Here is a 25,855-nt window from a genome sequence, read left to right as displayed (position 1 = left end):
CGCAGATGAACGAGCGCGCCAGGTTGGCTCATTGTTTCTCATCGATCAATGCCGCGTTGTCGGCGAGTGTCTTGGCCCGCAAGGCGCTCTTGCCTACAGTTTCTACATCGGCTTTCATCAGTACGGAGAGGGCAATGTCTGTATCTACCCGGTTCGAGTTGAGGTTTTCATCGCTATTCAACTCAGGCCGCGCCTTCGCATTCGCATGCGACTCGGCAGGCCATGTTGATCTGGATCGACTCTCGGAGCAGGGCCGCCGCAACTACATGTTCGCCACGGAGATGGTGGGCAGGGAGTTCGCGGTCCCGACCGTGCGCGTGGCCTCACCGTCGTGAATCTCTTTCAATCTACAGCTCATCACTATCATGAAACTCGCAGCCCTGTCTGACCAGCGCCCTGACGGCGCACTCGTGGATCTTGCCTCTGTCCCATGCGCCGATCGTGCGGCTTCGTTCGAGGAGGCCGAATCGCATCGCACTTCCGATGAAGATACCGCTTGGGACAATTGGAAGTCTGTGCGCGATCTGGGGGGCTGAGAAACGGCGCCTTCGATAAGGCCACCGCGAATTCGCGCGTTGCGCCATGAACGTGGCGAGGAGGACGCGCGGACCGTGGTGCAGGCCGTTTCAGACTGATTGGGGGAGGGCGGTCAGTCCAGGGTGCATGATGCGCGCATGATCGTCCGACCGCGCCCGAACTGGTTTCGCATGCTCTTTGTCTGGCGGGGCTCGGTGCTGCCGGTGATCCTGCCGCAGTTGATTGCGACCACTGCGTTCGCGATCCTGGTCACGGTGCTGCACGGTGTCGTGTTCGCATGGAAGATCCCGCTCAACTTCGTGCCGTTCTCGCTGATCGGCTTGACGCTCGCCATCTTCCTGGGCTTTCGCAACAGCACGAGCTATGCGCGCTACTGGGAGGCACGCACGCTCTGGGGCACGCTGCTCAACGAAACGCGCGCGCTCGTGCGGCAGGCGCTGACGTTGGTCGATCCACCGTCGGACGTGCCCGTGCTCACTGCGCGGCTGATGGCCTTCGTGCACGCGCTGCGGCACCAGTTGCGCATGACCGATGCGAAGGCCGACTTGGAGCGATTGCTTGCGCCGCAGGACTGCGCCCGCGTGCAGGCTGCACGCTACAAGCCGGCGATCCTGCTGCTCATGACGGGCGAGTGGCTGGCCGAGCGGCTCCGGGCGGGGCAGGTCTCACCTGCGCTCGTGCAGGCCATGGAAGTACCGCTTGGCCGTTTGACCGAAGCCCTGGGCGGCTGCGAGCGCATCGCAAGCACGCCGATCCCGTTCACGTACTCGGTGATCATCCACCGCACGATCTACCTGTATTGCGTGCTGCTGCCGTTCGGGCTGGTCGACGCGATCGGGCCGATGACGCCGGTGATCGTCGCCTTCATTGCTTACACCTTCTTCGCGCTCGAGGCCTTGAGTGCCGAGATCGAGGAGCCCTTCGGCACCGAGCCGAACGACCTCGCGCTCGACGCGATGTCGGCCATGATCGAATCGACGCTGCGCGAGATGATGGGCGAGGCGCTCCCGCCGCGAACCGGGCTGGCGCCCGGCGAGTTCATCCAGACCTAGCGTTTGCCGGCGACGAGACGCAGGCCTGGCATCAGCTCCGCGGCGATCTCGGGGCGATCGAGTGCGTAGTCGAGATTCATGCGCGCGATCTCGACATGCTCTTCGCCCAAGGCTTGTGCGCGAGACCCCTGGCCCCGCTCGATCGCCTGCACCAGCGCGTGGTGTTGGCGATGAGCCTGCTGCATCCACTGCTGGCCTTCTTCCATCGACGACTGCATCGGCAGCATCGCGCTCGGTGACGCGAAGGGCTGCCCCACCAGCAGCTCCATGATTCGCTTGAGCGTCGAGTTGCCGCAGCCGTCGATGATGAGCCGATGGAAGTTGTCGTTCATCTCGACATAGGCCGCGTAGTCGTCCAGCTCCATCTGGGGCTTGTTCACCGCCTTGTCACCGGCATCGAGGCAGTCGTTCAGGTCGCGCAGCAATTGGCGCGGCGCGCCCTCTTCGGCGAGCAGCCGGGCCGCAAAGCCCTCGATGACGCCGCGGACTCGGATCGCGTCGGCGATCTCGCGTGATGTGAAGCGGCGCATCTGGTAGCCGCCGGCGGGCGAGGGCTCGATCAGCCCTTCATGTTCCAGGCTGCCAAGGGCAAGCCGAACCGGCGTGCGTGACGCGCCCATTCGTTCGGCAAGAGGGATCTCTGCAAGACGTTCCCCTGGGACGAACTCGCCCTTGAGGATCATGTCGCGCAGCTGTACCAAGACGCGGGATTGTTGAGAGTCCATGGCTGGGATTGCATGCAATCAAGACGGCTGATTCTAGTCCTGTGGCCGAGGTCGCACGCAAGAAGTCGTTTCTGGCCCGTTTAATGCATGCACATGGACACATGACTAAAGAAAGCGGGTCTGTGCATCAAGAAAGATCGGCCGAAACGTAGGTATTTACCCGCGAAATTGGACGTTTCACCTGCTCAATCCATTGACCTTCATCAACCTTCGGGCGAACAATGAGTACCATTGCATGCAATCGCGTGCAGTCCCCACCAATTTCAGGAGTCCCACATGATCAGCGCTGAAAAGAATGACCTGATGACCCGCGTCGGGCCCGACATGCCGGCGGGCAAGCTGCTTCGCCGCTACTGGCAACCCGTGGCCTTGACCGAAGAGTTGAAGGGTCCGCGCCCCCTCAAGCCGGTGAAGCTCATGGGCCAGGACTTCGTCCTCTTCCGTGACCAGCAAGGCAAGCTCGGCATGCTGGATCGCGACTGTCCCCACCGTGGTGCCGACCTCGCATTCGGCCGTCTCGAAGCCGGTGGTCTGCGTTGCGCGTTCCACGGCTGGCTGTTCGATGCCAGCGGCCAGTGCCTCGAGACGCCGGCTGAACCTGCGGGCAGCAAGCTCTGCACGCGCATTCAGCAGTCGGCCTACCCGGTCGTCGAGAAGAGCGGTGTCATCTTTGCGTACATCGGCGAAGGCGAGCCCCCGGCCTTCCCGGACTTCGACTGCTTCGTCGCGCCCGACAGCCACACCTTTGCATTCAAGGGCCTGTGGGAGTGCAACTGGCTGCAGGCGCTCGAAGTGGGGATGGACCCCGCGCACGCCTCGTTCCTGCACCGCTTCTTTGAAGACGAGGACACCTCCGAGAGCTACGGCAAGCAGTTCCGGGGTGCCTCTGCCGATTCCGAGATGGCGATCACGCAGGTGCTTCGCGAATACGACTGCCCCGAGATCCGAGTCGCGCCTGCACCTTTCGGCATGCAGCTCACCACGCTGCGCAAGCTCTCCGAAGAGCAGACGCATGTGCGCGTCACCAACGTCGTCTTCCCGCAGGCCTTCGTCATTCCGATGAGCAGCGAGATGACCATCTCCCAATGGCATGTGCCCGTGGACGACACGCACTGCTACTGGTATGCGATCTTCACCAGCTTCACCGGTCCGGTCGACAAGCAGCAGATGCGCGAGCAGCGCCTCGGCACGATCGAGTTGCCCGAATACACCTCGCGCAAGAACAAGCGCAACAACTACGGCTACAGCGTCGAGGAGCAGCTGAAGCAGACCTACACCGGCATGGGCGAGGACATCAACGTGCACGACCAATGGGCGTGCGAGTCCATGGGGCCGATCCAGAACCGCACGCGCGAACACCTCGGCACGACGGACAAGGGCATCGTTGCCTACCGCCGCATGCTGCTGGAAGCCATCGACAGCACGATGGCCGGCGACAAGCCGCCGATGCAGCCCAACGCCGAGCAGGCCACCGCGCTCACTGGTCCGCCCTCCATCGATGGCGTGGCGAATGCCGCCAATGTCGAGACGTACTGCAAGGACGCCGACCTCGCGCGGCGCCAGAGCAGCGACTGGGCTTCTGCACGTCTGTCTGCCTGAGCACGACGATCATGGAAAGCTTTGTTGAACACTTCGGCCTCTGGTCCGGCGACCAGCGCAAGCAGGCGAACGAGGTCATCGCGCGCCTCAAGTCAGGGGAGGTGGACGTGGTCCGCTTCGTCTGGCCCGATCAGCACGGCATGCTGCGCGGCAAGACACTGGTCGCGCATGCGGCCCAGGACGCACTGCTGGAAGGGGTCAACCTCACATCGACCCTGCTCGCGAAGGACACATCGCACAAGACCGTCTTTCCGGTGTTCACCGCCGGCGGCGGCTTCGACAACCCCGGTATGCAAGGCGGGGCCGATTTCAAGATCGTGCCGGACCCGGGCACCTATCGTGTGCTTCCGTGGTCGCCGCGCACCGGCTGGGTGCTTTGCGATGCCTTCACCACGGACGGCAAGCCGTGCGTATTCGGCACTCGCCAGATCCTGCAGCGTGCGGTGGGCGAACTTGACGAGCTGGGCCTGGAGTTCGTCGCTGGCCTCGAAGTCGAGTTCCATGTGTTCAAGCTCGACGACCCGAGCCTGCGCCTCGAACATGCAGGACAGCCGGGCGAGCCGCCGCGCGTCTCGTTGCTGACGCAGGGCCATCAGTACCTGACCGAGCTGCGCTATGACCGCGTCGAGCCGCTCATGGAGCTGTTGCGATCGCAACTGATGGCGCTGGGCCTTCCGCTGCTTTCGCTGGAAATCGAGTTCGGCCCCAGCCAGTTCGAGCTGGTGTTCGGTCCGACGGCGGGGCTGGTGCCGGCCGACACGATGGTGTTGCTGCGCAGCGCGATCAAGCAGATCTGCCAGCGCCATGGCTACCACGCGACCTTCATGTGCCGGCCGCGCATCCCCAATGTGATGTCGAGCGGATGGCATTTGCATCAGTCGCTGCGCAACAAGGCGGATGGCCGCAACGCCTTCGTGCCGCAGAACGACGACACGGCGCTGAGCCCGTTGGGCATGCACTACCTGGCAGGCCTCAAGGCGCATGCACGCGGCTCGGCACCGCTGGCCAGTCCCACCATCAATGGGTATCGCCGCTACCGTCCCTTCTCGCTGGCGCCTGATCGCGCCATCTGGGCCCGCGACAACCGTGGCGCGATGCTGCGTGTGCTCGGTGGTGCAGGCCAGAACGCGACGCGCATCGAGAACCGCGTGGGCGAGCCGACGGCCAATCCGTACCTGTACCTCGCCTCGCAGATCTTCTCGGGTCTCGACGGAATGCGAAGGCAGCTCGATCCGGGTCCCTCGGCGGACGCCCCATACGAAACCACTGCCGACCAGCTCCCACGTTCGCTCGCCGACGCGCTCGCCGCACTGCGCGCCGACACCGTGCTGAAGGAGCAACTCGGCACGCGCTTCGTCGACTACTACTGCCACATCAAGGAGGCAGAGATCGCCCGCTTCAACCTCGAAGTCAGCGAGTGGGAACACCGCGAGTACTTCGACATGTTCTGAGTTCGTCATGCCCACGATCAACTACATCCTCAAGGACGGCAGCACGCGCAGCATCGACGCCAAAGTCGGTACCAGCGTGATGGAAACCGCCATCCACCACAACGTGCGCGGCATCGATGCCGAGTGCGGCGGGTGCTGTTCCTGCGCGACCTGCCATGTCTACGTCGAAGACGCGTTCATGGACCGGCTGCCCGCGCCCGATGACATGGAGAACGAGCTGCTCGACGGCGTCGCGTCCGATCGTCTTCCCGGCAGTCGTCTGGGTTGCCAGATCGTCATCACACCGGCGCTCGAAGGGCTCACCGTGCGCATTCCAGAGAGCCAGGTGTGATGAACGCTTCTCCGCTCGTCATCGTCGGGGCGTCCTATGCCGGCACGCAACTGGCTGCCAGCGCACGCGAGCTGGGCTTCGACGCGCCCATCGTGATGCTGGGCGATGAACGTCACGCACCGTATCAGCGTCCGCCGTTGTCCAAGGGGGTGCTAACCGGGAAGACCACCCTTGACTCGCTGCCGCTGCGAGGCGCTGACTTCTTTGACGTCCAGGGTATTGATCTTCGTCTTGGGCATCGGGCGACTGCGTTGAACACCGGGGCGCAGACCCTGACACTCGACGACGGGAGCATCCTGAAATACGGCACGCTCGCCTTGGCGACCGGCGCGCGTTGCAGGCCGCTGCCAGTCACCGGCAGTGACCTTGAAGGTGTATTCAACCTTCGAACGCTGGATGACGCCTTGCGCGTATCCGATGCGCTGTCCAAGGCCACACGGGCCTGCGTGATCGGTGGTGGATTCATCGGCCTCGAAGTCGCGTCGGCACTGGCAGCACGAGGCGCCTCTGTCACCGTTGTCGAAAGCCAGCCACGATTGCTCGCGCGCAGCTTTCCGCCATTGATGTCGGAGTACCTCGCCAACGCGCATCGCCAACGCAATGTCGAACTCGTCCTCGGCCGTGGTGTGCGTGCGTTGTCCGGCGCGTCGGGTCGGGTCGAGCATGTTGAGTTGGACGATGGCCGCCGGATCGACTGCGACATGGTCGTGCTGGGCATCGGCGTTCAGCCCAATGTCGAGTTGGCGCAGCAGGCGGGTGTCGCGTGCGACAACGGCATCCTGACCGACGCGCTGGGTCGCACCAGTGCGCCGAACGTCATCGCTGTGGGCGATGTCGCGAACACTGAAGCACCCACGACCCCGGGAGGCCCCGCGCGCATGCGGCTGGAGTCCATCCAGGCGGCTAACGATGGCGCGCGCGCAGCAGCCAGTGCACTCGCGGGCAAGCCTCAACCTTTCGAAGGCGTGCCGTGGTTCTGGAGCGACCAGCACAACCTCAAGCTGCAGATGGCCGGATTGGCAATGCCCGGCGACGAGGTGATCGCGCGTGGCGACATGCAGACGGACCGCTTCAGTCTTTTCTACCTGCGCGAAGGCGCGGTCGTGGCCGCGCACTCGGTGAACCGGCCGGCGGAACACATGCTGAGCCGAAAGCTGATCGCGCGTCGCGTGCGGATCGATCCGCAGCAACTGAGCGACGAGTCCTTCGACCTCAAGACCCTTTAGAACGATTTCCACCGGCTTGCCGGTCAACCCCCAGGAGTTCCTCGATGAAGATGACCAAGAGAACATTGTTGGGCGCAGCCATCATGGCTTGCGCCGCTGCACACGTCCCCGCCTTTGCGCAGGACGCGCTGCGTATCGGTTTGATCGCCACCTACTCCGGCCCCTATGCCGACTACGGCCGCCAGTTCGACGCGGGCGTTGCTCTGTACCTCAAGGAGCATGGCGGCAAGATCGCAGGCCGGCCCGTCGAGATCATCAAGAAGGACACTGCAGGCCCCGCGCCCGACGCCGCCAAGCGCATCGCGCAGGAGCTGATCGTGCGCGACAAGGTCAGCGTGCTCACGGGTCTGGACTTCAGCCCGAACGCTTATGCCGTCGGCGCGATCGCGACGCAGGCCAAGATCCCGACGATCGTGATGAATGCGGCGTCTTCCGCCATCACGGGCAGCTCGCCGTACATCGCGCGCTTGTCCTTCACGGTGCAACAGGTGACCGATCCGATGGCGCGCTACATGCTCAAGCAGAACGTCAAGGAGGCCTACACGGTGGTGGCCGACTACGCGTCGGGCCAGGATGCAGAGACTGCGTTCAAGAAGGCCTTCACCGCCGGCGGCGGCAAGGTGGTCGGCGAAGTGCGCACGCCGATGAACAACCCCGACTTCTCTGCCTACGTGCAGCGCATCAAGGATGCGAAGCCGCAGGCGGTGTTCTTCTTCTTTCCCTCGGGCGTGATGCCGCCGGCTTTCCTCAAGGTGTGGAAGGAACGCGGCATGGAAGATGCCGGCATCAAGCTCTTCGCGACCGGCGAGGCCACCGACGACAGCTTCATGGAAGTCACGGGCGACGTGGCGCTGGGCCTCGTCACCAGCCACCACTACTCCTATGCGCATCCGAGCGCCAAGAACCAGAAGTTCGTGAAGGACTTCGAGGCGCAGTTTGGTACTTCGCTGCGGCCGAACTACTTCGCGGTGACGGCCTATGACGCCATGGCGGCCATCGACCTGGCGCTCGCCAAGACCAAGGGCGACGTCTCGGGCGACAAGGTGATGCAGGCACTCAAGGGCCTGACGTTCGAGAGCCCGCGCGGCCCCATCGAGATTGATGCCGCCACGCGCGACATCGTTCAGACGGTCTACATCCGCAAGGTCGAGAAGGTGGGCGGCAAACTGGTCAACGTGGAGTTCGACAAGTTCGATCGCGTGAAGGACCCGGCGAAGGAAGCCCAGTAAGTGTCTCGGTAGGCCACGCCATGGGAATTGTTCTGTTCGACGGAGTGGCCTACGGGATGCTCCTGTTTCTGATCGGGGTGGGCTTGTCCATCACGATGGGGCTGATGAACTTCGTCAACCTCGCGCATGGCAGCTTCGCCATGGTGGGCGGCTATGCGGCCAGCGCACTCATGAGCCGCCTGGGGTTGGGCTTCTTCCCCGCGCTGGTTGCTGCCTTCGTGGCGGCGGCCCTTGTAGGTGCGGTGCTGGAGTTCGTCTTCTATCGGCGCCTGTACCGGGCCCATCCGCTGGACCAGGTGCTGCTGTCCATCGGATTGGTGTTCGTCTCCATCGCCGCCTTCACCTGGGGTTTCGGTCCGACGATGCAACCGTTCTCGCTTCCTTCCTACCTGGAAGGGCAACTGGCGATCGGCAGCTTCGCCGTGGGACGCTATCGGCTGTTCCTCATCGTGGCTGGCGTGCTGGTTCTCGCAGGCCTGCTTCTGGGTCTGGGCAAGACACGCTATGGCGCGATGGTGCGCGCGGCGGTGGACAACCAGCGGGTTGCCGGCGGCACGGGCATCCATGTGCAGCGATTGTTCTTTCTCACCTTCTCGCTGGGCTGCGGCCTCGCGGGCCTGGGCGGCGCACTGAGCCTGGGGATGCTGGGCCTGGAGCCGAGCTTTCCGCTCAAGTACCTCGTGTACTTCCTGATCGTGGTGTGCGTCGGCGGTGCGGGGACTATCGCGGGGCCGTTCATCGCGGCACTGCTGGTGGGCATCGTGGACGTCGCAGGCAAGTACTACCTGCCCGAAGCCGGCGCCTTTCTCATCTACGTATTCATGATCGCCATGCTGCTGCTGCGGCCCAACGGCATCGTGCCTCGCAAGGGACTCACGTGAAGAACACATTGACGCTCACGCCGCAACGGCTGCGCACCGTCGAGATCGCCTTCTGGCTTGCGCTGGGCTGCAGCTTCTTCGTGCTGCCCGACCAACTCACGCTGATGAGCCAGATCCTGATCTTCGGCCTGTTCGCGGTCTCTCTGGACATGGCCCTGGGCTACGCGGGCATCCTGACTGTCGGCCATGCGGCGTTCTTCGGCGCGGGTGCCTACGTGGCGGGGCTGCTGGCCAAGCACGGGTGGGGCGAACCGATCAGCGGCTTGCTAGTGGCCCTGCTTGTGTGCGCCGCGCTCGGCTATGCACTCAGCTACCTCGTGGTGCGCGGCGCCGACCTCACGCGGCTGATGATCACCATCGGCGTGTGCGTGCTGCTGGCCGAGCTCGCCAATCGGTTGTCGGGCATTACCGGTGGCACCGATGGGTTGCAGGGCATGGTGGTGTGGCCGGTGCTGGGTCTGTTCGAGTTCGATCTGTTCGGCAAGACCGCATTCGGGTATGCCTTCGTGGCAGTGCTGGTCATGTTCCTCCTGGTGCGCCTCGTCCTGCGATCGCCGTTCGGCCTGGCGCTGCGCGGCATTCACGACAGTCGCAAGCGCATGCTGGCGATCGGCTCACCGGTGGAGGCGCGCCTTCGCATGGCCTATGCCTTCTCTGCAGCCGTGGCCGGTGTCGCCGGCGCATTGCTGGCGCAGACCACGCAGTTCGTCGGCATCGAATCGATCGGCTTCAATCGCTCGGCCGAGGTGCTGATCATCCTGGTGCTCGGCGGAACGGGGCGCCTCTATGGCGGCATGGTCGGGGCCATCGTCTACATGCTGGTGCACGACTGGTTCGCCGACATGAACCCGCAGTACTGGATGTTCTGGCTCGGCATCTTCCTGATCGCCGCGGTCATGCTCGGACGCGGCGGCATCATGGGCGCACTGTCGCGTCGCTTTCGCACCGAGGAGTCCGCACGATGAGCGCCGCGCACGCATTGCAGACGAGTGGCCTGGGCATCAGCTTCGGCGCCTTCCAGGCGGTGGCGGACGTGAACCTCACGCTGGAGCCGGGTGCACGTCAGGCGCTCATCGGCCCCAACGGCGCGGGCAAGACCACGCTGATCAATCTGCTCACGGGCGTGTACCGGCCGACGGCGGGGACGATCCGCATGGGCGACCAGGACATCACCGCGCTGACCTGCGACCAGCGGGCCCGCATGGGACTGGCGCGAACCTTCCAGATCAACACGCTCTTTCCGAGCCTCACGCCGCTGCTGTCGGTGGTGCTGGCCATCAGCGAGCGGGAAGGGCTGGCCGCGACATGGTGGCGGCCCTTGAAGCGCTGCACGCATGTGTTCGACGAAGCGCATGCGCTGCTCGGGCGCCTGCGGCTTGACGATCTGGCGAACGTGCCGGTGGCACAGCTCGCGTATGGCAAACAGCGATTGCTGGAGATCGCACTGGCACTCGCTGCGCGACCTCGCATCCTTCTCCTCGACGAGCCCGCCGCGGGTGTTCCGGAGGACGAGAGCGGTGAACTCTTCGAGGTCATCGCGGACTTGCCGCAAGACATCAGCATCCTCTTCATCGAGCACGACATGAACCTCGTCTTTCGCTTCTCGCGCCGGATCTCGGTGCTGGTGGCCGGCCGCATCCTCACCGAGGGCACGCCGGCCGAGATCGGCAGCGACCCGCGCGTGCGCGAGGTCTACCTGGGCAACACGCATGTCGCCGCGCATGCGCCCGTCGCGAGGGTGGCCTATGCCTGAGATGCTCGACTTCGATCAAGTCACTGCAGGGTACGGAAACGCGGTGGTGCTCGACCGTCTGTGCTTCTCGATCGCACAGGGCCAGAGTCTTGCCGTCCTCGGTCGTAACGGCGTGGGAAAGACCACGTTGCTCGAAACGCTCATGGGCAACACCCGCGTGATGAGCGGCACGATCCGCTGGCGCGGCGATGACATCACGCGCCGGCCTGCGCATCTGCGCGTGCGCGCAGGCCTCGGCTGGGTGCCGCAGGAGCGCGAAGTGTTCCCGTCGCTCACGGTCGAAGAGAACCTCACTGTCGTCGCGCGACCGGGCCCGTGGAACCTCGACCGCGTCTACGACTTCTTCCCGCGCCTGCGCGAGCGCCGCGCTAACTACGGCAACCAGCTCTCCGGCGGCGAGCAGCAGATGCTCGCCATCGGCCGGGCGTTGATGACCAACCCCGCGCTGCTGCTGCTCGATGAACCGATGGAAGGGCTCGCGCCGATCATCGTGGAGGAGCTGGCCCGATCCATCCGGCGCCTCTGCGAAAGCGAAGGTCTGGCATCGATCGTGGTCGAGCAGCATCCGGTGCTGGCGCTGGAGATGACTCATCAGGCGATCGTGCTGGAGCGAGGGACCGTGGTGCATTCGGGGCCGAGTGCCGACCTTGCCGCCGACGTCGCGCTGCTCGATCGACTGCTGGGCGTTGGCATCGAAGAGTTCGCGAGTTGATGCACATGAAGCCGATCGCCGTTTTTCAGCACACCGAAGTCGGGGCGCCAGGCAGCGTGGTCCCCATCCTGCAATCGCTCGGCCACGCGGTGCGCGTGATCCGCATCGTCGACGGTGAACCCGTTCCGGAGAGTGCCGATGACTTCTGTGGCCTTGTCTTCATGGGCGGCTACATGGGCGTTCATGACGACCTGCCGTGGATACCGCGCGAACTGGCGCTGATTCGCGACGCCGATGCGCGTGGCCTGCCCGTGGCCGGGCATTGCCTCGGAAGCCAGCTTGTCGCGCAGGCGCTCGGCGGCAGCGTCGCGCGCCATACCGCGCCCGAGATCGGGTGGCAGCCGTTGAAGACGGGAAGCGATGCGCTCGCACACGAGTGGTGGGGTGAATTCGCTGCGCGTGATGTGCAGACGTTCCAGTGGCACGGCGACACGTTCCAGCCGCCACCGGGGGCACAGCAGATCGCCCGCAGCGATCACTGTTCGAACCAGGCATTCATTCTTCGCGACCGGCACCTGCTGCTGCAGTCGCACTTGGAGATGACGCCCCAGCTCGTCGAGCTTTCACTCGAGCGAAACGGCGAGCAACTCAAGCGGCAGTTCGCCGCGGGCAATCCAGCCGTGAGCGATCCCGTGGATGCGACCAACGATCTCGAGGCTAGGACCGCACGCATGCGAGCGGTTCTCACACGCCTGTACGCGCGCTGGGTTCGCGGCTGCAGCTAGATCGAAGACGCCCGACCTGGTTCGGCCGCGGCGCTGCGCGAAAGTCCGTTGGGCAGGGGCACGGCGCCCAGGCACTCCACAAAGCACTTGGTGGCCGGCGTCAGTCGGGCATTTCGAAGCGTCACGACGCTGACCTCCACCGTAGGCAGACCTTCCTTGAGCTTGAGAGGCTCGAGGTTCCGCGGGCGCAACTCCGGCTCGTACGCTGGTGTGGATGCCAGCATCAGCAGATCCATCTTGCTGGCCAGGTGAATCGCGATGCCGAAGGATTCGCAACCCAGGATTGCGGCCGGCGGCTCCAGCTCGTGCGAGGTGAACAGGCGATGGAACGGCATGCGGTTGAGCGAAGGTACGACCCATCGCTGTCCCTGCAGTTCGCGCAGCGATCGGGCGCCTCTCGCAGGGTGGCCTGCACGGGCCACGATCATGAGTTGCATGACGAAGAGCGGATGCTGCACGAACTCAGCCGGCAGATCGTCGGCCAGCGTGTTGGTCACGATGAAGTCCAGCGTGCCGTTGCGCAACTTCTCCAGGGCAATGGGCGGTGCGTCTTCGGTCAGGCTGATGCGGGCCTCCGGCATTCGCCGCATGAAGGACTCCAGGGCATCGGGCAGCACCGTGAGGCCGATGGTGCTGGTCACGGCCGCCGAGACCTGACCGCCGCGCCCCTCCTTCATGAACGCAAGCTCCTCGCGAGTGCGCCGGATGTCTTGCAGCAGTAGCCGCGCCCGCACCTGCAGCGCCGCGCCCGCCTCGGTCAGTTCCACGCCTTCGACGCTGCGACGCAGCAGCAGGATGTCCAGGTCGTGCTCCAGCTCGCGGATCGTGCGTGTGACCGCCGGTTGGGAGACGAAGAGCGCGCGCGCCGCGGCACGGATGCTCCGATGCTCGGCAACGGCCACGAAGGTGCGTAACTGGTGGAGCTTCATGGGCGCGGAGGGGATAACCAAATAACATCATTGTGCTTGAAATGTTGTCTTTTCCTGATCGATAGAGCCTTCTAGCATCCCCGCACCCCGCTGACCCTTTGCCACCGATCCACACACCGAAGCACCACCATGAGACTGACCAAATTTCTTGCTGCCGTCTTCACCGGCTTGCTGGTGACCTGCAGCGCTGCAGCCGCCGATACGTACCCCTCCCGGACCGTGAGCCTGGTGGTCCCGTATCCCCCCGGAGGCTCTTCCGATGTGATCGCGAGGGTGATCAACGAGCCGCTGTCCAGGCTGCTCGGGCAACCCGTGATCGTCGACAACATCGGGGGCGCGGCAGGCGCGATCGGCGCCCAGAAGATGCTCAACGCGAAGCCCGATGGCTACAGCGTCTTCCAGGGTTCCGTGACGGAGACCATCCTCGTGCCCTTGGCCAATGCAGCCGTGAAGTTCAAGAGCGACGAATTCCGGCCCGTGCAGATGATCGGCGTGGCCCCGATGGTGCTGGTTGCAAGAGCCGACCTGCAGGCCAACGACATGGACGAGTTGATCGCGTTGGCGCGCCGCCAGGCCGCTGCCGGTGCCCCGCTGACCTACGGAAGCACCGGCTTCGGCTCCCTGTTCCATGTGTTGGGCGAGAAGCTTTCCGTTTCGGCCGGCGCGCCGATGGTCCATGTGCCCTACAAGGGTGGCGCTCCTCTCATGCAGGATCTGGCGTCCGGCCAGGTCGATTTCATGCTGGCACCGATCCAGCAGCAGATCCTGGGCATGACCGATGCCGGCCGGATGAAGATCCTCGGCACTCTGGAGCCGCGCGGCACCAAGGGCGCACCGCTTCTCAAGAAATATCCTAGCGTCAACGACGGCGCGCTCGTCAAGGACTTCAGCTACCAGTTCTGGCACGGCTACTTCGTTCGCAAGGACACGCCTGAAGCCATCGTGGAGCGGCTGAACAAGGCGCTCGGCACCGTGCTGCAGGACCCGAAGGTCAGGGCGCAGCTCGAAGAACAGGGGCTCACCGTGGCAGCGCCCGGCACCACCGCGGAAGCGGCGCGTGCCTACGAGGCCGAGATCGCCCGCTACCGGGACATCGCCAAGGTGGTCAAGCTGCAACCGCAGTGAGTACGAAGGCCATGCTGCAGCCCTTTTCCGCGAGCTATGCGATGGCCCGGCATCGCTTTCTCGAAGCCGCACGCGCTCGCCTCGGGGAAGTGCAGAGCTTCGCCATCGACGCCCCGGGCAGCGAGGACGAGGCGCTTTCGCTGGACGCTGCGATCATTCGTCCGGCCGACGCGCGCGCGTTGCTCGTGATCACCTCGGCCACGCATGGCGTCGAGGGCTATTGCGGCTCGGGTTGCCAACTGGCGTTGCTGGGAGATGACGGACTGCTTGCCCACGCGCTGCGGGCCAAGGTCGCTCTCCTGCTGGTGCATGCGCTCAATCCGTACGGGTTCTCGTGGCACAGCCGGACGAACGAAGACAACATCGACCTGAACCGGAATGCGCGCGCATTCGACGCGGCACCACCGCCCAACGAAGGCTACGCGCAGCTGCATCCGCACCTCGTTCCACCGCAATGGCCGCCGGGTGCGCAGCAGCGCGAAGCGGTTGCTGCCTTCATCAGCGCCCATGGGTTCCCCGCCTATCAGGACGCAGTGTCGCGCGGGCAGTACACGCATCCCGACGGCGTGTTCTTCGGCGGCAAAGCGCGTAGCGCGTCACTGAGGCATTTCAGGTCGTTGCTCGAATCGCATGGCCGAGGATTTGCAGACATCGGATGGATCGACATCCATACCGGTCTGGGGCCGTGGGGTCATGGGGAGAAGATCTTCGCCGGTCGAAACGACCTCGAGGAGATCGAGCGCGCACGCCGATGGTGGGGCCTGGACCTGGCGGTGCCTTTCGCCGGCACCTCGGCCTCCGTCGCGATCACCGGCCAGGTTGCATCGCTCATCTACGAAGCCTGTCCCGAGGCGCGCCCGACCTCCATCGCCCTCGAGTTCGGCACCGTGGCGCTCGACGCCATGTTCGAGGCGGTCTGCGGTGAAGCGTGGCTGCGCTCGTACCCGCACGCGCCGACCGAACAAGCCGAGCGCATCCGCGAGGCCATGCGCGCCGCATTCTTCAGCGACAGTCCGATCTGGCAAGGCATGGTGCTCGGCCAGTTCAGGACCACCTTCGTTCAAGCCCTTCAAGGCTTGAGCTTCGCGCCGCGTCAGTAGCGGTATGGGTTGTCCGGGCGGCGGTCGTAGCGGTCCGGCACGCCATCGCGGTCGTAGTCGCGGCGCGCGCCTGGTGGCGGCGGAGCGGGGCGGCTGTAGTAGGCGCCCGGCGGCGGGCCCGCGTCGTAGGGAACAGCCACGCAACCCGAAAGCGCGGTCACGGCGGCAGCGGCGAAGAGGAGTGGTACGAGGACTTTCATGTGCCCAAGGTGCCCTGATCCGCGGCAAGTGGCACTGCCGCGTCCACCCGTCTCCAAGTAGGCGCATGTCGCTAGTTCGGCGGCGCGTGACCGAGCTTCGCGCTCGTCGCTTCGGCCTCGCGCCGTAGCGCCGTCGCGATCACGCCATCGGCCGAGGGATCGAAGCCGCCGGTCGCGCCGAGCGCGGTGATCACCGCGCACACGCGCCCGGTGAAGTCGTAGACCGGCGCAGCGACCGCGCTGATGCCGCGCAGGTAGACATCCCGCACGATCGCGCATCCTGCCGCGCGGACTTCCTTCTGCAACTGTGCGATCGGGTCCGGCGTCGGCAGCATCGCGAGCATCTCGGGCGTTGCTGCCGCGAGTTCTTCTTCGGCGAGCGTCCGCACGCGGGCTTCGTCGAGCAGCCCGAGAAAGACGCGGCCGGTGGCCGACCACACCAGCGACATCACGCTGCCCGCGCGCACATTGACCGTCACCGGCAGGCCGGGCTCTTCGAATCGCATGATGGTCGGCCCCTTGTTGCCCATCAGCGCGACGAAGCAGGTGACTTCGAGTTGCTCGCGCAGGCGCACCAACGCCGGTTCGACGAGACGGATGGGCTCGGCCTGACGCATCGCGGTGAGGCCGATGCGAATGAGTTCGGGGCCGAGGAAGTAGCGCTGCGAGCCGGCGTCCTGATCGACCAGCCCTTCCTGGATCAGGCTCGCGAGATAGCGATGGACCTTGGCCGGACTTTCGTCGAGCTGCGCCGCCAGGGCGCTCAGGCTGGCGCTGCCACCCATGGCCGAGAGGGTCTTCAGAACCGCCATGCCGGTCTCGGCGGACTGCACGCGCTGCCGGCGCTCCAGCACGCGCGGCGGCGCGCTCGTTTCGGTGGATGCGTCGGTCTTGCGGGTCTTTCTCATGGCGCTGGATCGTACTCAGGGGGCAGGGGTCGGTAGAAACCCCAAGTGGTGAATTACGCATAGCGTAGAACAATTACGCAAATTATTCCAAAGGATTCAACCCGATGAAGAAGCTGCTTGTCGCCGCGCTCCTGGCGCTGCCTGTCCTGCCGATGTCCGCCTTCGCCCAGCAGGCGTTCCCGACCAAGTCGGTGCGTTGGGTCGTGCCCTATGCGGCGGGCGGTGGTTCGGACTTCCTTGCGCGAACCATCGGCCAGACATGGTCGACGCAGGCGGGCCAACCGGTGCTGGTGGACAACAAGCCGGGCGGCAACACGGCGCTCGGCGCCTCCGAAGTCGCACGCGCCGCGGCCGACGGCTACACGGTGCTGTCGGCGGACAACGGCACGCTGGTGTTCAACCCGGTGCTCTACAAGTCGCTGAGCTACAACCCGACCAAGGACCTCGCGCCGGTCACGCTGATGGGCCGCTTCCCGATGATCCTGGTCGTCGGCCCCGGCATCCAGGTGAAGGACGCCAAGGACTTCATCGCGCAGGCGAAGGCCAAGTCCGGCGGCTTCAACTACGGCTCGGCCGGCGCGGGCAGCCCGCATCACCTCGCGATGGAATTGCTGAAGTCCGAAGCCGGCATCGAGATGACCCACGCACCCTACCGTGGCGCCGCACCGGCACTGGCCGACGTGGCCGGCGGCCAGATTCCCGCCATGATGGTCGACCTCGCGGCGGGCGCGGCCTTCATCAAGGGCGGCAAGGTCAAGGCGCTCGCGGTGGCGAACGCAACGCGCTTGCCACAGCTGCCGGATGTGCCGACCTTCGCGGAGCTGGGCTACAAGAACGTCGAAGCCGCAGCGCTCGTCGGCATGGTGGTGCCGGCCGGCACGCCGCCCGCGACGATCGCTGCCATCAACAAGCAGGTGGTCGCGGCGATCAACGATCCGGCGGTGCGCAAGCGCCTAATCGACTTCGGCGTCGAGCCGGTCGGCGACACGCCGGCGCAGTTCGCGGCGCTGCTCAAGACCGAATCCGACAAGTGGCAGAAGCTCATCCGCGACTTGAAGATCACGCTGGATTGAGGTGCGCGCGATGAGCTCTGTTGATGTCCCTCGCCGAGCCACCGGCTGTCCTGTGGCGCATGGTGCGCTCTCCGCCGAGCGCACGCCGACCGGCTGCCCGGTGAGTCAGCGCGCGGCCGACTTCGACCCTTTCGAAGATGGCTACCAGCAGGACCCGCCCGAGTACGTGCGCTGGGCGCGCGAGAAGGAGCCGATCTTCTGGAGCCCGAAGCTGGGCTACTGGGTGGTCACGCGCTACGACGACATCAAGGCGATCTTCCGCGACAACATCACCTTCAGCCCCGCCATCGCGCTCGAGAAGATCACGCCGACCGGCGATGAGGCGAACGCGGTGTTGGCTTCCTACGGCTTTGCGTTGAATCGCACGCTGGTCAACGAGGACGAACCCGCGCACATGCCGCGCCGCCGTGCGCTGATGGACCCGTTCACGCCCGAGGAGCTCAAGCACCACGAGCCGATGGTCCGGCAGCTCGCGCGCGAGTATGTCGACCGCTTCATCGAAGACGGCCGCGCGGATCTCGTCGATCAGATGCTGTGGGAAGTCCCGCTCACTGTCGCCCTGCATTTCCTCGGCGTGCCCGAGGAGGACATGGACACGCTGCGCAAGTATTCGATCGCGCACACGGTCAACACCTGGGGTCGGCCGAAACCGGAAGAGCAGGTCGCGGTCGCGCATGCGGTCGGCAACTTCTGGCAGTTCGCCGGCAAGGTTCTCGACAAGATGCGCGAGAACCCGGAAGGCGGCGGCTGGATGCAGTACGGCCTTCGCAAGCAGCGCGAGCTGCCCGAGGTCGTCACCGATTCGTACCTGCACTCGATGATGATGGCCGGCATCGTCGCCGCTCACGAGACCACCGCGAACGCGACTGCGAATGCGATGAAGCTGCTGCTGCAGCACCCCGACGTATGGCGCGAGGTCTGTGAAGACCCGAGCCTGATTCCCAATGCGGTCGAGGAATGCCTGCGACACAACGGCTCGGTGGCCGCATGGCGTCGCATCGTCACGGCCGATACGCAGGTGGGCGGCGTCGATCTGCCGAAGGGATCGAAGCTGCTGATCGTCACCTCGTCGGCCAACCACGACCAGGCGCACTTCGCGGATGCGGACTTCTTCGACATCCGCCGTGACAACGCTAGCGACCATCTCACCTTTGGTTACGGTTCGCACCAGTGCATGGGCAAGAACCTCGCGCGCATGGAGATGCAGATCTTCCTGGAAGAGTTCGCGCGCCGGCTGCCGCACATGCGGCTTGCGGAGCAGCAGTTCAGCTATGTGCCCAATACCTCATTCCGCGGACCCGAGCACCTATGGGTCGAATGGGACGCGGCGCTGAATCCCGAACGCGCGCAGCCTGCGTTGCGAGAACCGGAAGTCCCGGTGCCGGTGCGCGTCGGCGAACCGTCGAAGGGCGCGATCACGCGGCCCGTGGTGGTCGAGCGCGTCACACGAGCGGCCGACGGCATCGTGAGGCTGCGCCTCGTCGCGCCAGACGGCCGGCCGATGCCGCGCTGGACGCCGGGGTCGCACATCGACATCGAATGCGGGCATCCGGATCTGTCGCGGCAGTACTCGCTGTGCGGTGATCCCGACGACGCGAATGCCCTCGAGATCGCGGTGCTGCACGAGCCCGAGGGACGCGGCGGTTCGGCGTGGGTCCATGCGAACGTGAAGGCCGGCGACAAGCTCAAGATCCGCGGGCCGCGCAATCACTTCCATCTCGACGAGTCGGCGAAGAAGGTGATCTTCATCGCGGGCGGCATCGGGATCACGCCGGTGAGCGCGATGGCGCGTCGCGCGAGGGCATTGGGCATCGACTACACGCTGCACTACAGCGGCCGCTCCCGCTCCAGCATGGCGATGCTCGACGAGCTCGCCGCGATGCACAGCGATCGGCTGGTGGTCTATGCGGGCGACGAAGGCCGTCGCAACGATCTTGCAGCGCTGCTCTCCACGCCCGAGCCGGGCACGCAGGTGTATGCCTGCGGCCCGAAGCGCATGCTGACCGCGCTCGAAAGCCAATGCGCCGCATGGCCCGAGGACACGCTGCACATCGAGCATTTCGAATCGACGCTGCGCACGCTCGACCCTTCGCGCGAGCAGGCTTTTGAAGTCGAACTGAAGGACTCCGGCATCGTCGTGCACGTGCCGGCCGACCAGACCCTGTTGAATGCGCTGCGCGGCGCCAACATCGACGTGCAGAGCGATTGCGAGGAAGGCCTGTGCGGCTCCTGCGAGGTGCGAGTGCTGGGCGGGCGGATCGATCACCGCGACGTGGTGCTCACCCGCGCAGAGCGGGATGCCGGCGCCAGGATGATGGCCTGCTGCTCGCGTGCCTGCGGGGGCGAGAAGCTCGTGCTGGAGCTCTGAACGCGTGCCCGGCCCAGCGCGGCCGGGGCCTGCGTCACAGGCTTGTCAGGAATCAGGCAGATGCTGGCGGGAGAATGGAGCCCTTCCCAATTTCCGATGGAGGGCCGGTGGCCGTTGTTGACTATCCCCGCAAACCGACGACCGTCTTCGTGGCGGTCGTCCTTTTGTCTCTTGCGCTTGCTGTCGACCTCGTCTCCTGGCTCATTGCGCTGAACGACCTGCCGGGCGACGGCCAGGTCTACGGGCTGATGGTCGTCGGCGCGGTCATGCTGGTGGTGGCCTACCTGCTCTGGCAGGTTGTCGGACGGGCGCGGTGGGCGGCCATCCTCCTGAGCGTGCTGCTGGTGGTGCTGGAGCTGCCCAATCTCCTTGATCTCGTGACCGGCGGGATTGACCAGCCTGTCGCCGAGGGTGATCTGCTGTTTGAGGGCGTCGAGGCGGTGCTGTGCCTGGTCGGCGTCGCGCTGCTCTGGACGAAGCCAAGTCGCAACTGGTTTTTCCCTCGCGTGCGGCGCGTCAGGAGATAGGCAAGCACATCAGCAGCTTACCGTCAACGCTCGCTATCGTCGCCATAGTCGTTTTTGGTCGCACCAAAACGGGTTTGGCCACAGAATGCCCCTTCGTCCCACGATACAACCCAAGGAGTGGCTCACATGAGTAGCGAAAAGACTGTAGACGATAAGACGGAAGCCAAGTGCCCGTTCAGCAGCCGGGCCAGCGGTGGCACCGGCAACCGCGACTGGTGGCCGCAGCAATTGCGCCTCGACCTGCTTCATCAGCATTCTTCCAAGTCAGATCCGCTAGGCGCGGACTTCGAGTACAGGAAGGCGTTCAAGAGCCTGGACTACGCGGCGCTCAAGAAGGACATCGCCGACCTCATGACTGACTCGCAGGACTGGTGGCCCGCCGACTTCGGCCACTACGGTCCGCTCTTCATCCGCATGGCCTGGCATAGCACGGGCACCTATCGGACCGGCGATGGGCGCGGAGGCGGTGGACGCGGCCAGCAGCGTTTTGCCCCACTCAACAGCTGGCCGGACAACGTCAGCCTCGACAAGGCCCGTCGCCTGCTGTGGCCGATCAAGCAGAAGTACGGCCAGAGCATTTCGTGGGCCGACCTGATGGTCCTCACGGGCAACGTTGCGCTCGAAACGATGGGCTTCAAGACCTTCGGCTTCGGCGGCGGACGCGCCGATGTCTGGGAGCCGGACCAGGACGTGTATTGGGGCCGTGAAACGACATGGCTCGGAGGCGACATCCGCTATTCCAAGGGCTCGCCGGGCGTCGAGAAGGACCGCGGCGTGCTCGTCAAGGACGACGACAGCCAGGTGCCGCACACACGCGATCTGGAGAACCCGCTCGCAGCCGTCCAGATGGGCCTGATCTACGTCAACCCCGAAGGCCCGGACGGCAATCCCGACCCGCTCGCTGCAGCAAAGGACATCCGCGACACCTTCGGCCGGATGGCGATGAACGACGAGGAAACCGTTGCGCTGATCGCGGGCGGCCACACCTTCGGCAAGACCCACGGCGCCGGCCCCGCCAGCAATGTGGGGCACGAGCCCGAAGCGGCCGATCTCGAAGAGCAGGGCCTGGGCTGGAAGAACGCATTCGGCTCCGGCAAGGGCGGCGACACCATCACCAGCGGCCTGGAAGTCACCTGGACCACCACGCCGACAAAGTGGAGCAACAACTTCTTCTGGAACCTGTTCGGCTACGAATACGAGCTGACCAAGAGCCCGGCGGGTGCGCAGCAGTGGGTCGCCAAGGGTGCGGGCGCGACCATCCCGCATGCGCACGATCCGTCCAAGAAGCTGGTGCCAACGATGCTGACGACGGACCTGTCGCTGCGTTTCGATCCGGTCTACGAGAAGATCTCGCGCCGCTTCATGGAGCATCCCGACCAGTTCGCCGACGCCTTCGCGCGCGCATGGTTCAAGCTCACGCACCGCGACATGGGCCCGATCGCCCGCTACCTCGGCCCCGAAGTTCCGGCCGAGCAACTGATCTGGCAAGACCCGGTGCCGAAGGTCGACCACCCGCTGGTCGATGCGAAGGATGTCGCCGCGCTCAAGAAGGACGTGCTGGCCTCCGGACTGACGGTGCCGCAGCTCGTCTCGACCGCATGGGCTTCGGCTTCGACCTTCCGCGGCTCCGACAAGCGCGGTGGCGCGAACGGCGCGCGCATCCGTCTCGCGCCGCAGAAGGATTGGGCCGTCAATCAGCCCGACCAGCTTGCCAAGGTGCTGCAGACGCTGGAAGGCATCCGCGAGAAGTTCAATGGCGCGCAAAGCGGCGGCAAGAAGATCTCGCTGGCTGACCTGATCGTGCTCGCGGGCAATGCTGCAGTCGAGAAGGCAGCGAAGGATGCTGGCCAGGATGTGACGGTGCCGTTCTCCCCCGGCCGCACCGATGCCTCGCAGGAGCAGACCGACGTCGAATCCTTCGGACCGCTGGAGCCAGTGGCCGATGGTTTCCGCAACTACGCGAAGTCGCGGTTTGCGGTGCCGACCGAAGCCATCCTGATCGACAAGGCGCAACTGCTCACGCTGACCGCGCCCGAGATGACGGTGCTCATCGGCGGCCTGCGCGTCCTGGGTGCAAACGCCGGCGGCTCCAAGCACGGCGTCTTCACGCAGAAGCCGGGCACGTTGAGCAACGATTACTTCGTCAACCTGCTCGACATGGGCACCGAGTGGAAACCCACCTCGGACGCCAAGGAGGAGTTCGAAGGCAGCGACCGCAAGGGCGGAAAGGCGAAGTGGACCGCCACACGCGTGGACCTCGTCTTCGGATCGAACTCGCAGCTGCGCGCGATCGCGGAGGTCTACGCAAGCTCGGATGCCAAGAAGAAGTTTGCCGATGACTTCGTGGCCGCCTGGACGAAGGTGATGAACCTGGATCGCTTCGACCTGGCGAGCTGAGTCGCTTCGTCCATTGACCCGTCGTTCAGGCGGGCCGGTTCACGCCGGCCCGCCTGAATTTTTTCCTGCTCCTCGTTCGTGAAGTGCGTGACATGCGCCGGTCATGCCGATGACACGCGCGCTGTCTAGCCTTGCGCCGCGTCTCCCCCGACGCACCTCGCGCGCGCAACGCGCCCCATCTTTTTCAACGAGCAGAAAAAAGTATGACCAACAACTCTCGCCGAAAATTTCTTCAAAGCACCGCCACCTCCGGCATCGCTGCAGCGACGCTAGCTGCATTCCCCCCGAGCATCCGACGCGCACTCGCGATCCCCGCGCATCACGAGACGGGCACCGTCAAGGACGTCAAGCACGTCGTGTTGCTGATGCAGGAGAACCGTTCGTTCGACAGCTACTTCGGCACCTTCAAGGGTGTGCGCGGTTTCGGTGATCGTTTTGCGGTGCCGACCTCGAACGGCAAGAATGTCTTCTATCAGACGTACACCAAGGTCACGCCGACGGCCACCTACGTTCCCTACCATCTCGACGCGAGCAAGGGCAACGCGCAGCGCGCGGGCAGCACGCCGCACACATGGTCCGACTCGCAGGCGGCGTGGGACCACGGCCGCATGGACAAGTGGCCCGATGCGAAGAACCTTCTCTCGCTGGGCTATTACGAGAACGCAGAAGTGCCTTTCCAGCGTGCGCTCGCCGATGCTTTCACGCTGTGCGACCACTATCACTGCGGCATGCACACGGGCACGATCGCGAACCGGCTCTTCTACTGGAGCGGCACCAATGGCCCGAACGGCGTCAGTCCCGTCGATGGCACCAAGGTGAACGTCGCGGCGCTGAACAACCAGTTCAATGGTGGCAACGACATCGGCCCGTCCACGCAGGGCTGGACCTGGACCACCTATGCCGATCGCCTCGAGAAGGCCGGCGTGAAGTGGAAGGTCTACCAGAGCCTGATCGACAACTACGGCTGCAACGAGATGATGGGCTTCCGCCACTGGCGCGCCGCGATCGAGCAGATGCCTGAATCGCGCCGCCCGATCTACGTCGCCTCGACCGATATCACGCAGCCCGTGACCGCCGCGGGTCCGTTCTACGACCCGGTGGTGGACGATGCACTGAGCCCGCTCGCAAAGGGCTTCCACAACACGATGCCGTACGGCTTCCTCGAAACCTTCCGTGACGACATCCAGAACGGCAAGCTGCCGGCGGTGTCGTGGATCATCGCGCCGTCCGCGTACAGCGAGCACCCCGGACCGTCGAGCCCGGCCAAGGGCGGCTGGTATGTGCAGCAGGTGCTGGATGCGCTCACCGCCAACCCCGAGGTCTGGAGCAAGACGGTGCTCCTGATCAACTTCGACGAGAACGACGGCTTCTTCGACCATCTGCCGTCACCCGCAGTGCCTTCGCGCAATGCGGACGGCACGCTCGCAGGCGCCAGCACGCTCTCTGCCGCGGATACCGCTGTGGAGTACCACAACTACGCACCGGCAACCACGAGCCAGCCTGCGATCGACGGTCGTCCTTACGGCCCCGGCCCGCGCGTGCCGCTGTGGGTGGTGTCGCCGTGGAGCCGTGGCGGCTGGGTCAACTCGCAGGTCAGCGATCACACCTCGACGCTGCTCTTCCTCGAGAAGGTGTTCGGCGTGGTCGAGCCGCAGATCGGCGCGCATCGCCGCGCGGTGTGCAGCGATCTCATCAGCGCCTTCAACTTCGAGCGCCCCAATGACGAGCCCTTGCCCACGCTGGCCGGCCGCAAGACCAAGGACGAGGCCGATGCGCTGACGCTGGCGCAGCAGGCGCTGCCCAAGATCAATCCGACCACTGACCTCGTTCTGCCGGTGCAGGCCACCGGCGTGCGTCCGTCGCGCGCGCTGCCGTACGAACTGCACACGAGCGCGCGCGCGGATCTGCTCAATGGCCGCGTGCAAGTGCTGTTCGCGAACAGCGGGCGCGCCGCTGCCGTGTTCCACGTCTACGACAAGCTGCACCTGTCGGACCGTCTGCCGCGTCGCTACGTGGTCGAGCCGGGCAAGCAACTCAGCGACTACTGGGCCGCGATGAGCGACAACGCGGGCCTGTACGACCTGTGGGTGCTGGGCCCGAATGGCTTCCACCGCCAGTTCAAGGGCGACATGAACAAACTGCGCGGCAATGGCGCAGCGGTGCCGGAGATTCGCGTGGGCTACGACCGCCGCCGCGGCGACATCCACCTGCAGGTGCGCAACGATGGCCGTCGCGACTGTGTCTTCACGGTGCGCTCGAACGGCACGTATCCGCGCCCGGACGGCCGCGGCGCTGCCGGCAAGGATGACCATCACGACAACGGCAACCACAACGGTTGGGGAAACGGCAAGGGCAACAACGACCACGACGACCATCGCGACGGCAACGCTGCCATTGCGAGCAACCGTGATGGTTCGTGGACGCTGCGCGCCAAGGGCGGCGACGACGCGAGCGTGCGCTGGAGCCTGGACGACAGCGGCAACTGGTACGACTTCGTCGTCACCTGCGATGCCGACCCGAGCTTCTATCGCCGCTTCGCGGGCCGTGTGGAAACCGGCAGGCACTCGGTGAGCGATCCGGCGATGGGCCTCGCGGATCGCTTCTGAGGAACCGGCAATCGATCGGACAGGATCGCGCGGGCGCGCAGGGCCGCCTCGACCACGAGTGCGGCGTCCTGCGCGCAGTGCTGCAGCATGCGTTCGTCGTCGTCGATGCCCGCGTCCTCGGTCCTGCCGAGCAGCGTCCGGCTGACCTCGAGCGCTGCGGATGCAACGGCCAGGCACATGTGCAGGCCTGCATCCGTTCGCTGGTCGGCGGCGATCGAGCGCGCCGCAACAAGACTCTGCTCGTTGCAATCGCTCGCGATACCCACGAGGCGCGAATGACGCGCGCCTTCGACGATCTGTGCATCGAACAGTTCCAGCATCACGTTGTCGACGGCGCATCGTGCGCGTTTGATCTTGTCTGCGACAGGGCTCATGGGCGTTGGCTTGGCGGAAAACGAGTC

24 protein-coding genes are annotated in these 25,855 nt (G+C 65.2%); 18 read left to right on the top strand and 6 right to left on the bottom strand.

Features of this window, described 5'->3' with window-relative positions; all coding sequences use genetic code 11:
• Positions 1-28: 28 nt before the first annotated feature.
• The gene (locus FHW64_RS28310) at positions 29-181 is read right to left on the bottom strand and encodes a hypothetical protein (protein ID WP_184531588.1); all 153 of its coding nucleotides are present in this window, start codon (positions 179-181) and stop codon (positions 29-31) included.
• 493 nt (positions 182-674) lie between these two features.
• Here FHW64_RS28310 and FHW64_RS28305 point away from each other — a divergent pair, with 493 nt between their 5' ends.
• Positions 675-1,589: a bestrophin family protein gene (locus FHW64_RS28305; protein WP_184531587.1), complete on the top strand. Its 915-nt coding sequence runs from the start codon at positions 675-677 to the stop codon at positions 1,587-1,589.
• On the opposite strand, the gene FHW64_RS28300 is transcribed toward FHW64_RS28305, so the two are convergent.
• A complete protein-coding gene (locus FHW64_RS28300) occupies positions 1,586-2,314 on the bottom strand; it encodes a GntR family transcriptional regulator (RefSeq protein WP_184531586.1) in 729 nt (242 codons plus the stop codon). The two genes, FHW64_RS28305 and FHW64_RS28300, sit on opposite strands and share 4 nt — an antisense overlap.
• A 276-nt stretch (positions 2,315-2,590) precedes the next feature.
• Between FHW64_RS28300 and FHW64_RS28295 the strand changes: the two genes are divergently transcribed.
• The 10 genes from FHW64_RS28295 to FHW64_RS28250 are packed head-to-tail and all read left to right on the top strand — an operon-like array spanning position 2,591 to position 12,221.
• On the top strand, positions 2,591-3,913 hold the full coding sequence (locus FHW64_RS28295) for an aromatic ring-hydroxylating dioxygenase subunit alpha (protein ID WP_184531585.1): 1,323 nt from the start codon (positions 2,591-2,593) through the stop codon (positions 3,911-3,913).
• An 11-nt stretch (positions 3,914-3,924) separates the two neighbouring features.
• Complete coding sequence (locus tag FHW64_RS28290) at positions 3,925-5,364, top strand: glutamine synthetase family protein (RefSeq protein WP_184531584.1); 1,440 nt, start codon at positions 3,925-3,927, stop codon at positions 5,362-5,364.
• Between the two features lie 7 nt (positions 5,365-5,371).
• On the top strand, positions 5,372-5,695 hold the full coding sequence (locus FHW64_RS28285; protein WP_184531583.1) for a 2Fe-2S iron-sulfur cluster-binding protein: 324 nt from the start codon (positions 5,372-5,374) through the stop codon (positions 5,693-5,695).
• Positions 5,695-6,921 (top strand): NAD(P)/FAD-dependent oxidoreductase, encoded by a 1,227-nt coding sequence (locus FHW64_RS28280; RefSeq protein WP_184531582.1) that lies wholly within the window; start codon positions 5,695-5,697, stop codon positions 6,919-6,921. Before FHW64_RS28285 ends, FHW64_RS28280 begins: the two co-directional genes overlap by 1 nt.
• Before the next feature lie 44 nt (positions 6,922-6,965).
• On the top strand, positions 6,966-8,150 hold the full coding sequence (locus FHW64_RS28275; protein ID WP_184531581.1) for an ABC transporter substrate-binding protein: 1,185 nt from the start codon (positions 6,966-6,968) through the stop codon (positions 8,148-8,150).
• Positions 8,151-8,170: 20 nt separating this feature from the next.
• The gene (locus FHW64_RS28270) at positions 8,171-9,031 is read left to right on the top strand and encodes a branched-chain amino acid ABC transporter permease (RefSeq protein WP_184531580.1); all 861 of its coding nucleotides are present in this window, start codon (positions 8,171-8,173) and stop codon (positions 9,029-9,031) included.
• Complete coding sequence (locus FHW64_RS28265; RefSeq protein ID WP_311733382.1) at positions 9,028-9,996, top strand: branched-chain amino acid ABC transporter permease; 969 nt, start codon at positions 9,028-9,030, stop codon at positions 9,994-9,996. The genes FHW64_RS28270 and FHW64_RS28265 overlap by 4 nt, the downstream gene beginning before the upstream one ends.
• Positions 9,993-10,784: an ABC transporter ATP-binding protein gene (locus FHW64_RS28260; protein ID WP_184531579.1), complete on the top strand. Its 792-nt coding sequence runs from the start codon at positions 9,993-9,995 to the stop codon at positions 10,782-10,784. Before FHW64_RS28265 ends, FHW64_RS28260 begins: the two co-directional genes overlap by 4 nt.
• Positions 10,777-11,496: an ABC transporter ATP-binding protein gene (locus tag FHW64_RS28255; protein ID WP_184531578.1), complete on the top strand. Its 720-nt coding sequence runs from the start codon at positions 10,777-10,779 to the stop codon at positions 11,494-11,496. The genes FHW64_RS28260 and FHW64_RS28255 overlap by 8 nt, the downstream gene beginning before the upstream one ends.
• Positions 11,497-11,501: 5 nt before the next feature.
• A complete protein-coding gene (locus tag FHW64_RS28250) occupies positions 11,502-12,221 on the top strand; it encodes a type 1 glutamine amidotransferase (RefSeq protein ID WP_184531577.1) in 720 nt (239 codons plus the stop codon).
• On the opposite strand, the gene FHW64_RS28245 is transcribed toward FHW64_RS28250, so the two are convergent.
• Positions 12,218-13,150 carry a LysR substrate-binding domain-containing protein gene (locus FHW64_RS28245; protein WP_184531576.1) on the bottom strand — a complete coding sequence of 311 codons (933 nt, stop codon included), beginning with the start codon at positions 13,148-13,150 and terminating at the stop codon, positions 12,218-12,220. The genes FHW64_RS28250 and FHW64_RS28245 overlap by 4 nt on opposite strands.
• Before the next feature lie 129 nt (positions 13,151-13,279).
• Here FHW64_RS28245 and FHW64_RS28240 point away from each other — a divergent pair, with 129 nt between their 5' ends.
• Both FHW64_RS28240 and FHW64_RS28235 read left to right on the top strand, forming a co-directional pair.
• The gene (locus FHW64_RS28240; protein ID WP_184531575.1) at positions 13,280-14,275 is read left to right on the top strand and encodes a tripartite tricarboxylate transporter substrate binding protein; all 996 of its coding nucleotides are present in this window, start codon (positions 13,280-13,282) and stop codon (positions 14,273-14,275) included.
• Entirely contained in the window at positions 14,272-15,375 is a 1,104-nt protein-coding gene (locus FHW64_RS28235; protein WP_311733381.1) for a M14 family metallopeptidase, read from the top strand. Before FHW64_RS28240 ends, FHW64_RS28235 begins: the two co-directional genes overlap by 4 nt.
• Here FHW64_RS28235 and FHW64_RS28230 read toward each other — a convergent pair.
• Both FHW64_RS28230 and FHW64_RS28225 read right to left on the bottom strand, forming a co-directional pair.
• Positions 15,369-15,575 carry a hypothetical protein gene (locus FHW64_RS28230; protein WP_184531574.1) on the bottom strand — a complete coding sequence of 69 codons (207 nt, stop codon included), beginning with the start codon at positions 15,573-15,575 and terminating at the stop codon, positions 15,369-15,371. The genes FHW64_RS28235 and FHW64_RS28230 overlap by 7 nt on opposite strands.
• A gap of 71 nt (positions 15,576-15,646) precedes the next feature.
• Positions 15,647-16,483 (bottom strand): IclR family transcriptional regulator, encoded by an 837-nt coding sequence (locus FHW64_RS28225; protein ID WP_184531573.1) that lies wholly within the window; start codon positions 16,481-16,483, stop codon positions 15,647-15,649.
• A gap of 104 nt (positions 16,484-16,587) precedes the next feature.
• On the opposite strand from FHW64_RS28225, the gene FHW64_RS28220 reads away from it, so the two are divergent.
• From FHW64_RS28220 to FHW64_RS28200, 5 genes are all read left to right on the top strand, one after another.
• A complete protein-coding gene (locus FHW64_RS28220; RefSeq protein ID WP_184531572.1) occupies positions 16,588-17,556 on the top strand; it encodes a tripartite tricarboxylate transporter substrate binding protein in 969 nt (322 codons plus the stop codon).
• A gap of 10 nt (positions 17,557-17,566) precedes the next feature.
• Positions 17,567-19,924, top strand: coding sequence for a cytochrome P450/oxidoreductase (locus FHW64_RS28215; RefSeq protein ID WP_184531571.1), 2,358 nt, complete (start codon positions 17,567-17,569; stop codon positions 19,922-19,924).
• Between the two features lie 107 nt (positions 19,925-20,031).
• Positions 20,032-20,451 (top strand): hypothetical protein, encoded by a 420-nt coding sequence (locus FHW64_RS28210; protein WP_184531570.1) that lies wholly within the window; start codon positions 20,032-20,034, stop codon positions 20,449-20,451.
• A gap of 126 nt (positions 20,452-20,577) precedes the next feature.
• The gene (gene katG, locus FHW64_RS28205; RefSeq protein WP_184531569.1) at positions 20,578-22,848 is read left to right on the top strand and encodes a catalase/peroxidase HPI; all 2,271 of its coding nucleotides are present in this window, start codon (positions 20,578-20,580) and stop codon (positions 22,846-22,848) included.
• Positions 22,849-23,051: 203 nt separating this feature from the next.
• A complete protein-coding gene (locus tag FHW64_RS28200) occupies positions 23,052-25,454 on the top strand; it encodes a phosphocholine-specific phospholipase C (RefSeq protein ID WP_184531568.1) in 2,403 nt (800 codons plus the stop codon).
• Here the strand turns inward: FHW64_RS28200 and FHW64_RS28195 are convergent.
• Complete coding sequence (locus FHW64_RS28195; protein ID WP_184531567.1) at positions 25,373-25,828, bottom strand: hypothetical protein; 456 nt, start codon at positions 25,826-25,828, stop codon at positions 25,373-25,375. The two genes, FHW64_RS28200 and FHW64_RS28195, sit on opposite strands and share 82 nt — an antisense overlap.
• Between the last annotated feature and the right edge of the window lie 27 nt (positions 25,829-25,855).

Source organism: Variovorax sp. Sphag1AA, assembly GCF_014192575.1.
Classification (GTDB): domain Bacteria; phylum Pseudomonadota; class Gammaproteobacteria; order Burkholderiales; family Burkholderiaceae_C; genus Variovorax.
Note: the sequence above shows the minus strand (reverse complement) of the source record. Positions and strands in the feature narration are given on the sequence as shown.

Bases quoted from the DNA above. Each gene is read 5' to 3' on its own strand.
- FHW64_RS28305 (WP_184531587.1), top strand. From the start codon at position 675: ATGATCGTCCGACCGCGCCCGAACTGGTTTCGCATGCTCTTTGTCTGG.
- FHW64_RS28300 (WP_184531586.1), bottom strand. From the start codon at position 2,314: ATGGACTCTCAACAATCCCGCGTCTTGGTACAGCTGCGCGACATGATC.
- FHW64_RS28295 (WP_184531585.1), top strand. From the start codon at position 2,591: ATGATCAGCGCTGAAAAGAATGACCTGATGACCCGCGTCGGGCCCGAC.
- FHW64_RS28290 (WP_184531584.1), top strand. From the start codon at position 3,925: ATGGAAAGCTTTGTTGAACACTTCGGCCTCTGGTCCGGCGACCAGCGC.
- FHW64_RS28285 (WP_184531583.1), top strand. From the start codon at position 5,372: ATGCCCACGATCAACTACATCCTCAAGGACGGCAGCACGCGCAGCATC.
- FHW64_RS28280 (WP_184531582.1), top strand. From the start codon at position 5,695: ATGAACGCTTCTCCGCTCGTCATCGTCGGGGCGTCCTATGCCGGCACG.
- FHW64_RS28275 (WP_184531581.1), top strand. From the start codon at position 6,966: ATGAAGATGACCAAGAGAACATTGTTGGGCGCAGCCATCATGGCTTGC.
- FHW64_RS28270 (WP_184531580.1), top strand. From the start codon at position 8,171: ATGGGAATTGTTCTGTTCGACGGAGTGGCCTACGGGATGCTCCTGTTT.
- FHW64_RS28260 (WP_184531579.1), top strand. From the start codon at position 9,993: ATGAGCGCCGCGCACGCATTGCAGACGAGTGGCCTGGGCATCAGCTTC.
- FHW64_RS28255 (WP_184531578.1), top strand. From the start codon at position 10,777: ATGCCTGAGATGCTCGACTTCGATCAAGTCACTGCAGGGTACGGAAAC.
- FHW64_RS28250 (WP_184531577.1), top strand. From the start codon at position 11,502: ATGAAGCCGATCGCCGTTTTTCAGCACACCGAAGTCGGGGCGCCAGGC.
- FHW64_RS28245 (WP_184531576.1), bottom strand. From the start codon at position 13,150: ATGAAGCTCCACCAGTTACGCACCTTCGTGGCCGTTGCCGAGCATCGG.
- FHW64_RS28240 (WP_184531575.1), top strand. From the start codon at position 13,280: ATGAGACTGACCAAATTTCTTGCTGCCGTCTTCACCGGCTTGCTGGTG.
- FHW64_RS28230 (WP_184531574.1), bottom strand. From the start codon at position 15,575: ATGAAAGTCCTCGTACCACTCCTCTTCGCCGCTGCCGCCGTGACCGCG.
- FHW64_RS28225 (WP_184531573.1), bottom strand. From the start codon at position 16,483: ATGAGAAAGACCCGCAAGACCGACGCATCCACCGAAACGAGCGCGCCG.
- FHW64_RS28220 (WP_184531572.1), top strand. From the start codon at position 16,588: ATGAAGAAGCTGCTTGTCGCCGCGCTCCTGGCGCTGCCTGTCCTGCCG.
- FHW64_RS28215 (WP_184531571.1), top strand. From the start codon at position 17,567: ATGAGCTCTGTTGATGTCCCTCGCCGAGCCACCGGCTGTCCTGTGGCG.
- katG (WP_184531569.1), top strand. From the start codon at position 20,578: ATGAGTAGCGAAAAGACTGTAGACGATAAGACGGAAGCCAAGTGCCCG.
- FHW64_RS28200 (WP_184531568.1), top strand. From the start codon at position 23,052: ATGACCAACAACTCTCGCCGAAAATTTCTTCAAAGCACCGCCACCTCC.
- FHW64_RS28195 (WP_184531567.1), bottom strand. From the start codon at position 25,828: ATGAGCCCTGTCGCAGACAAGATCAAACGCGCACGATGCGCCGTCGAC.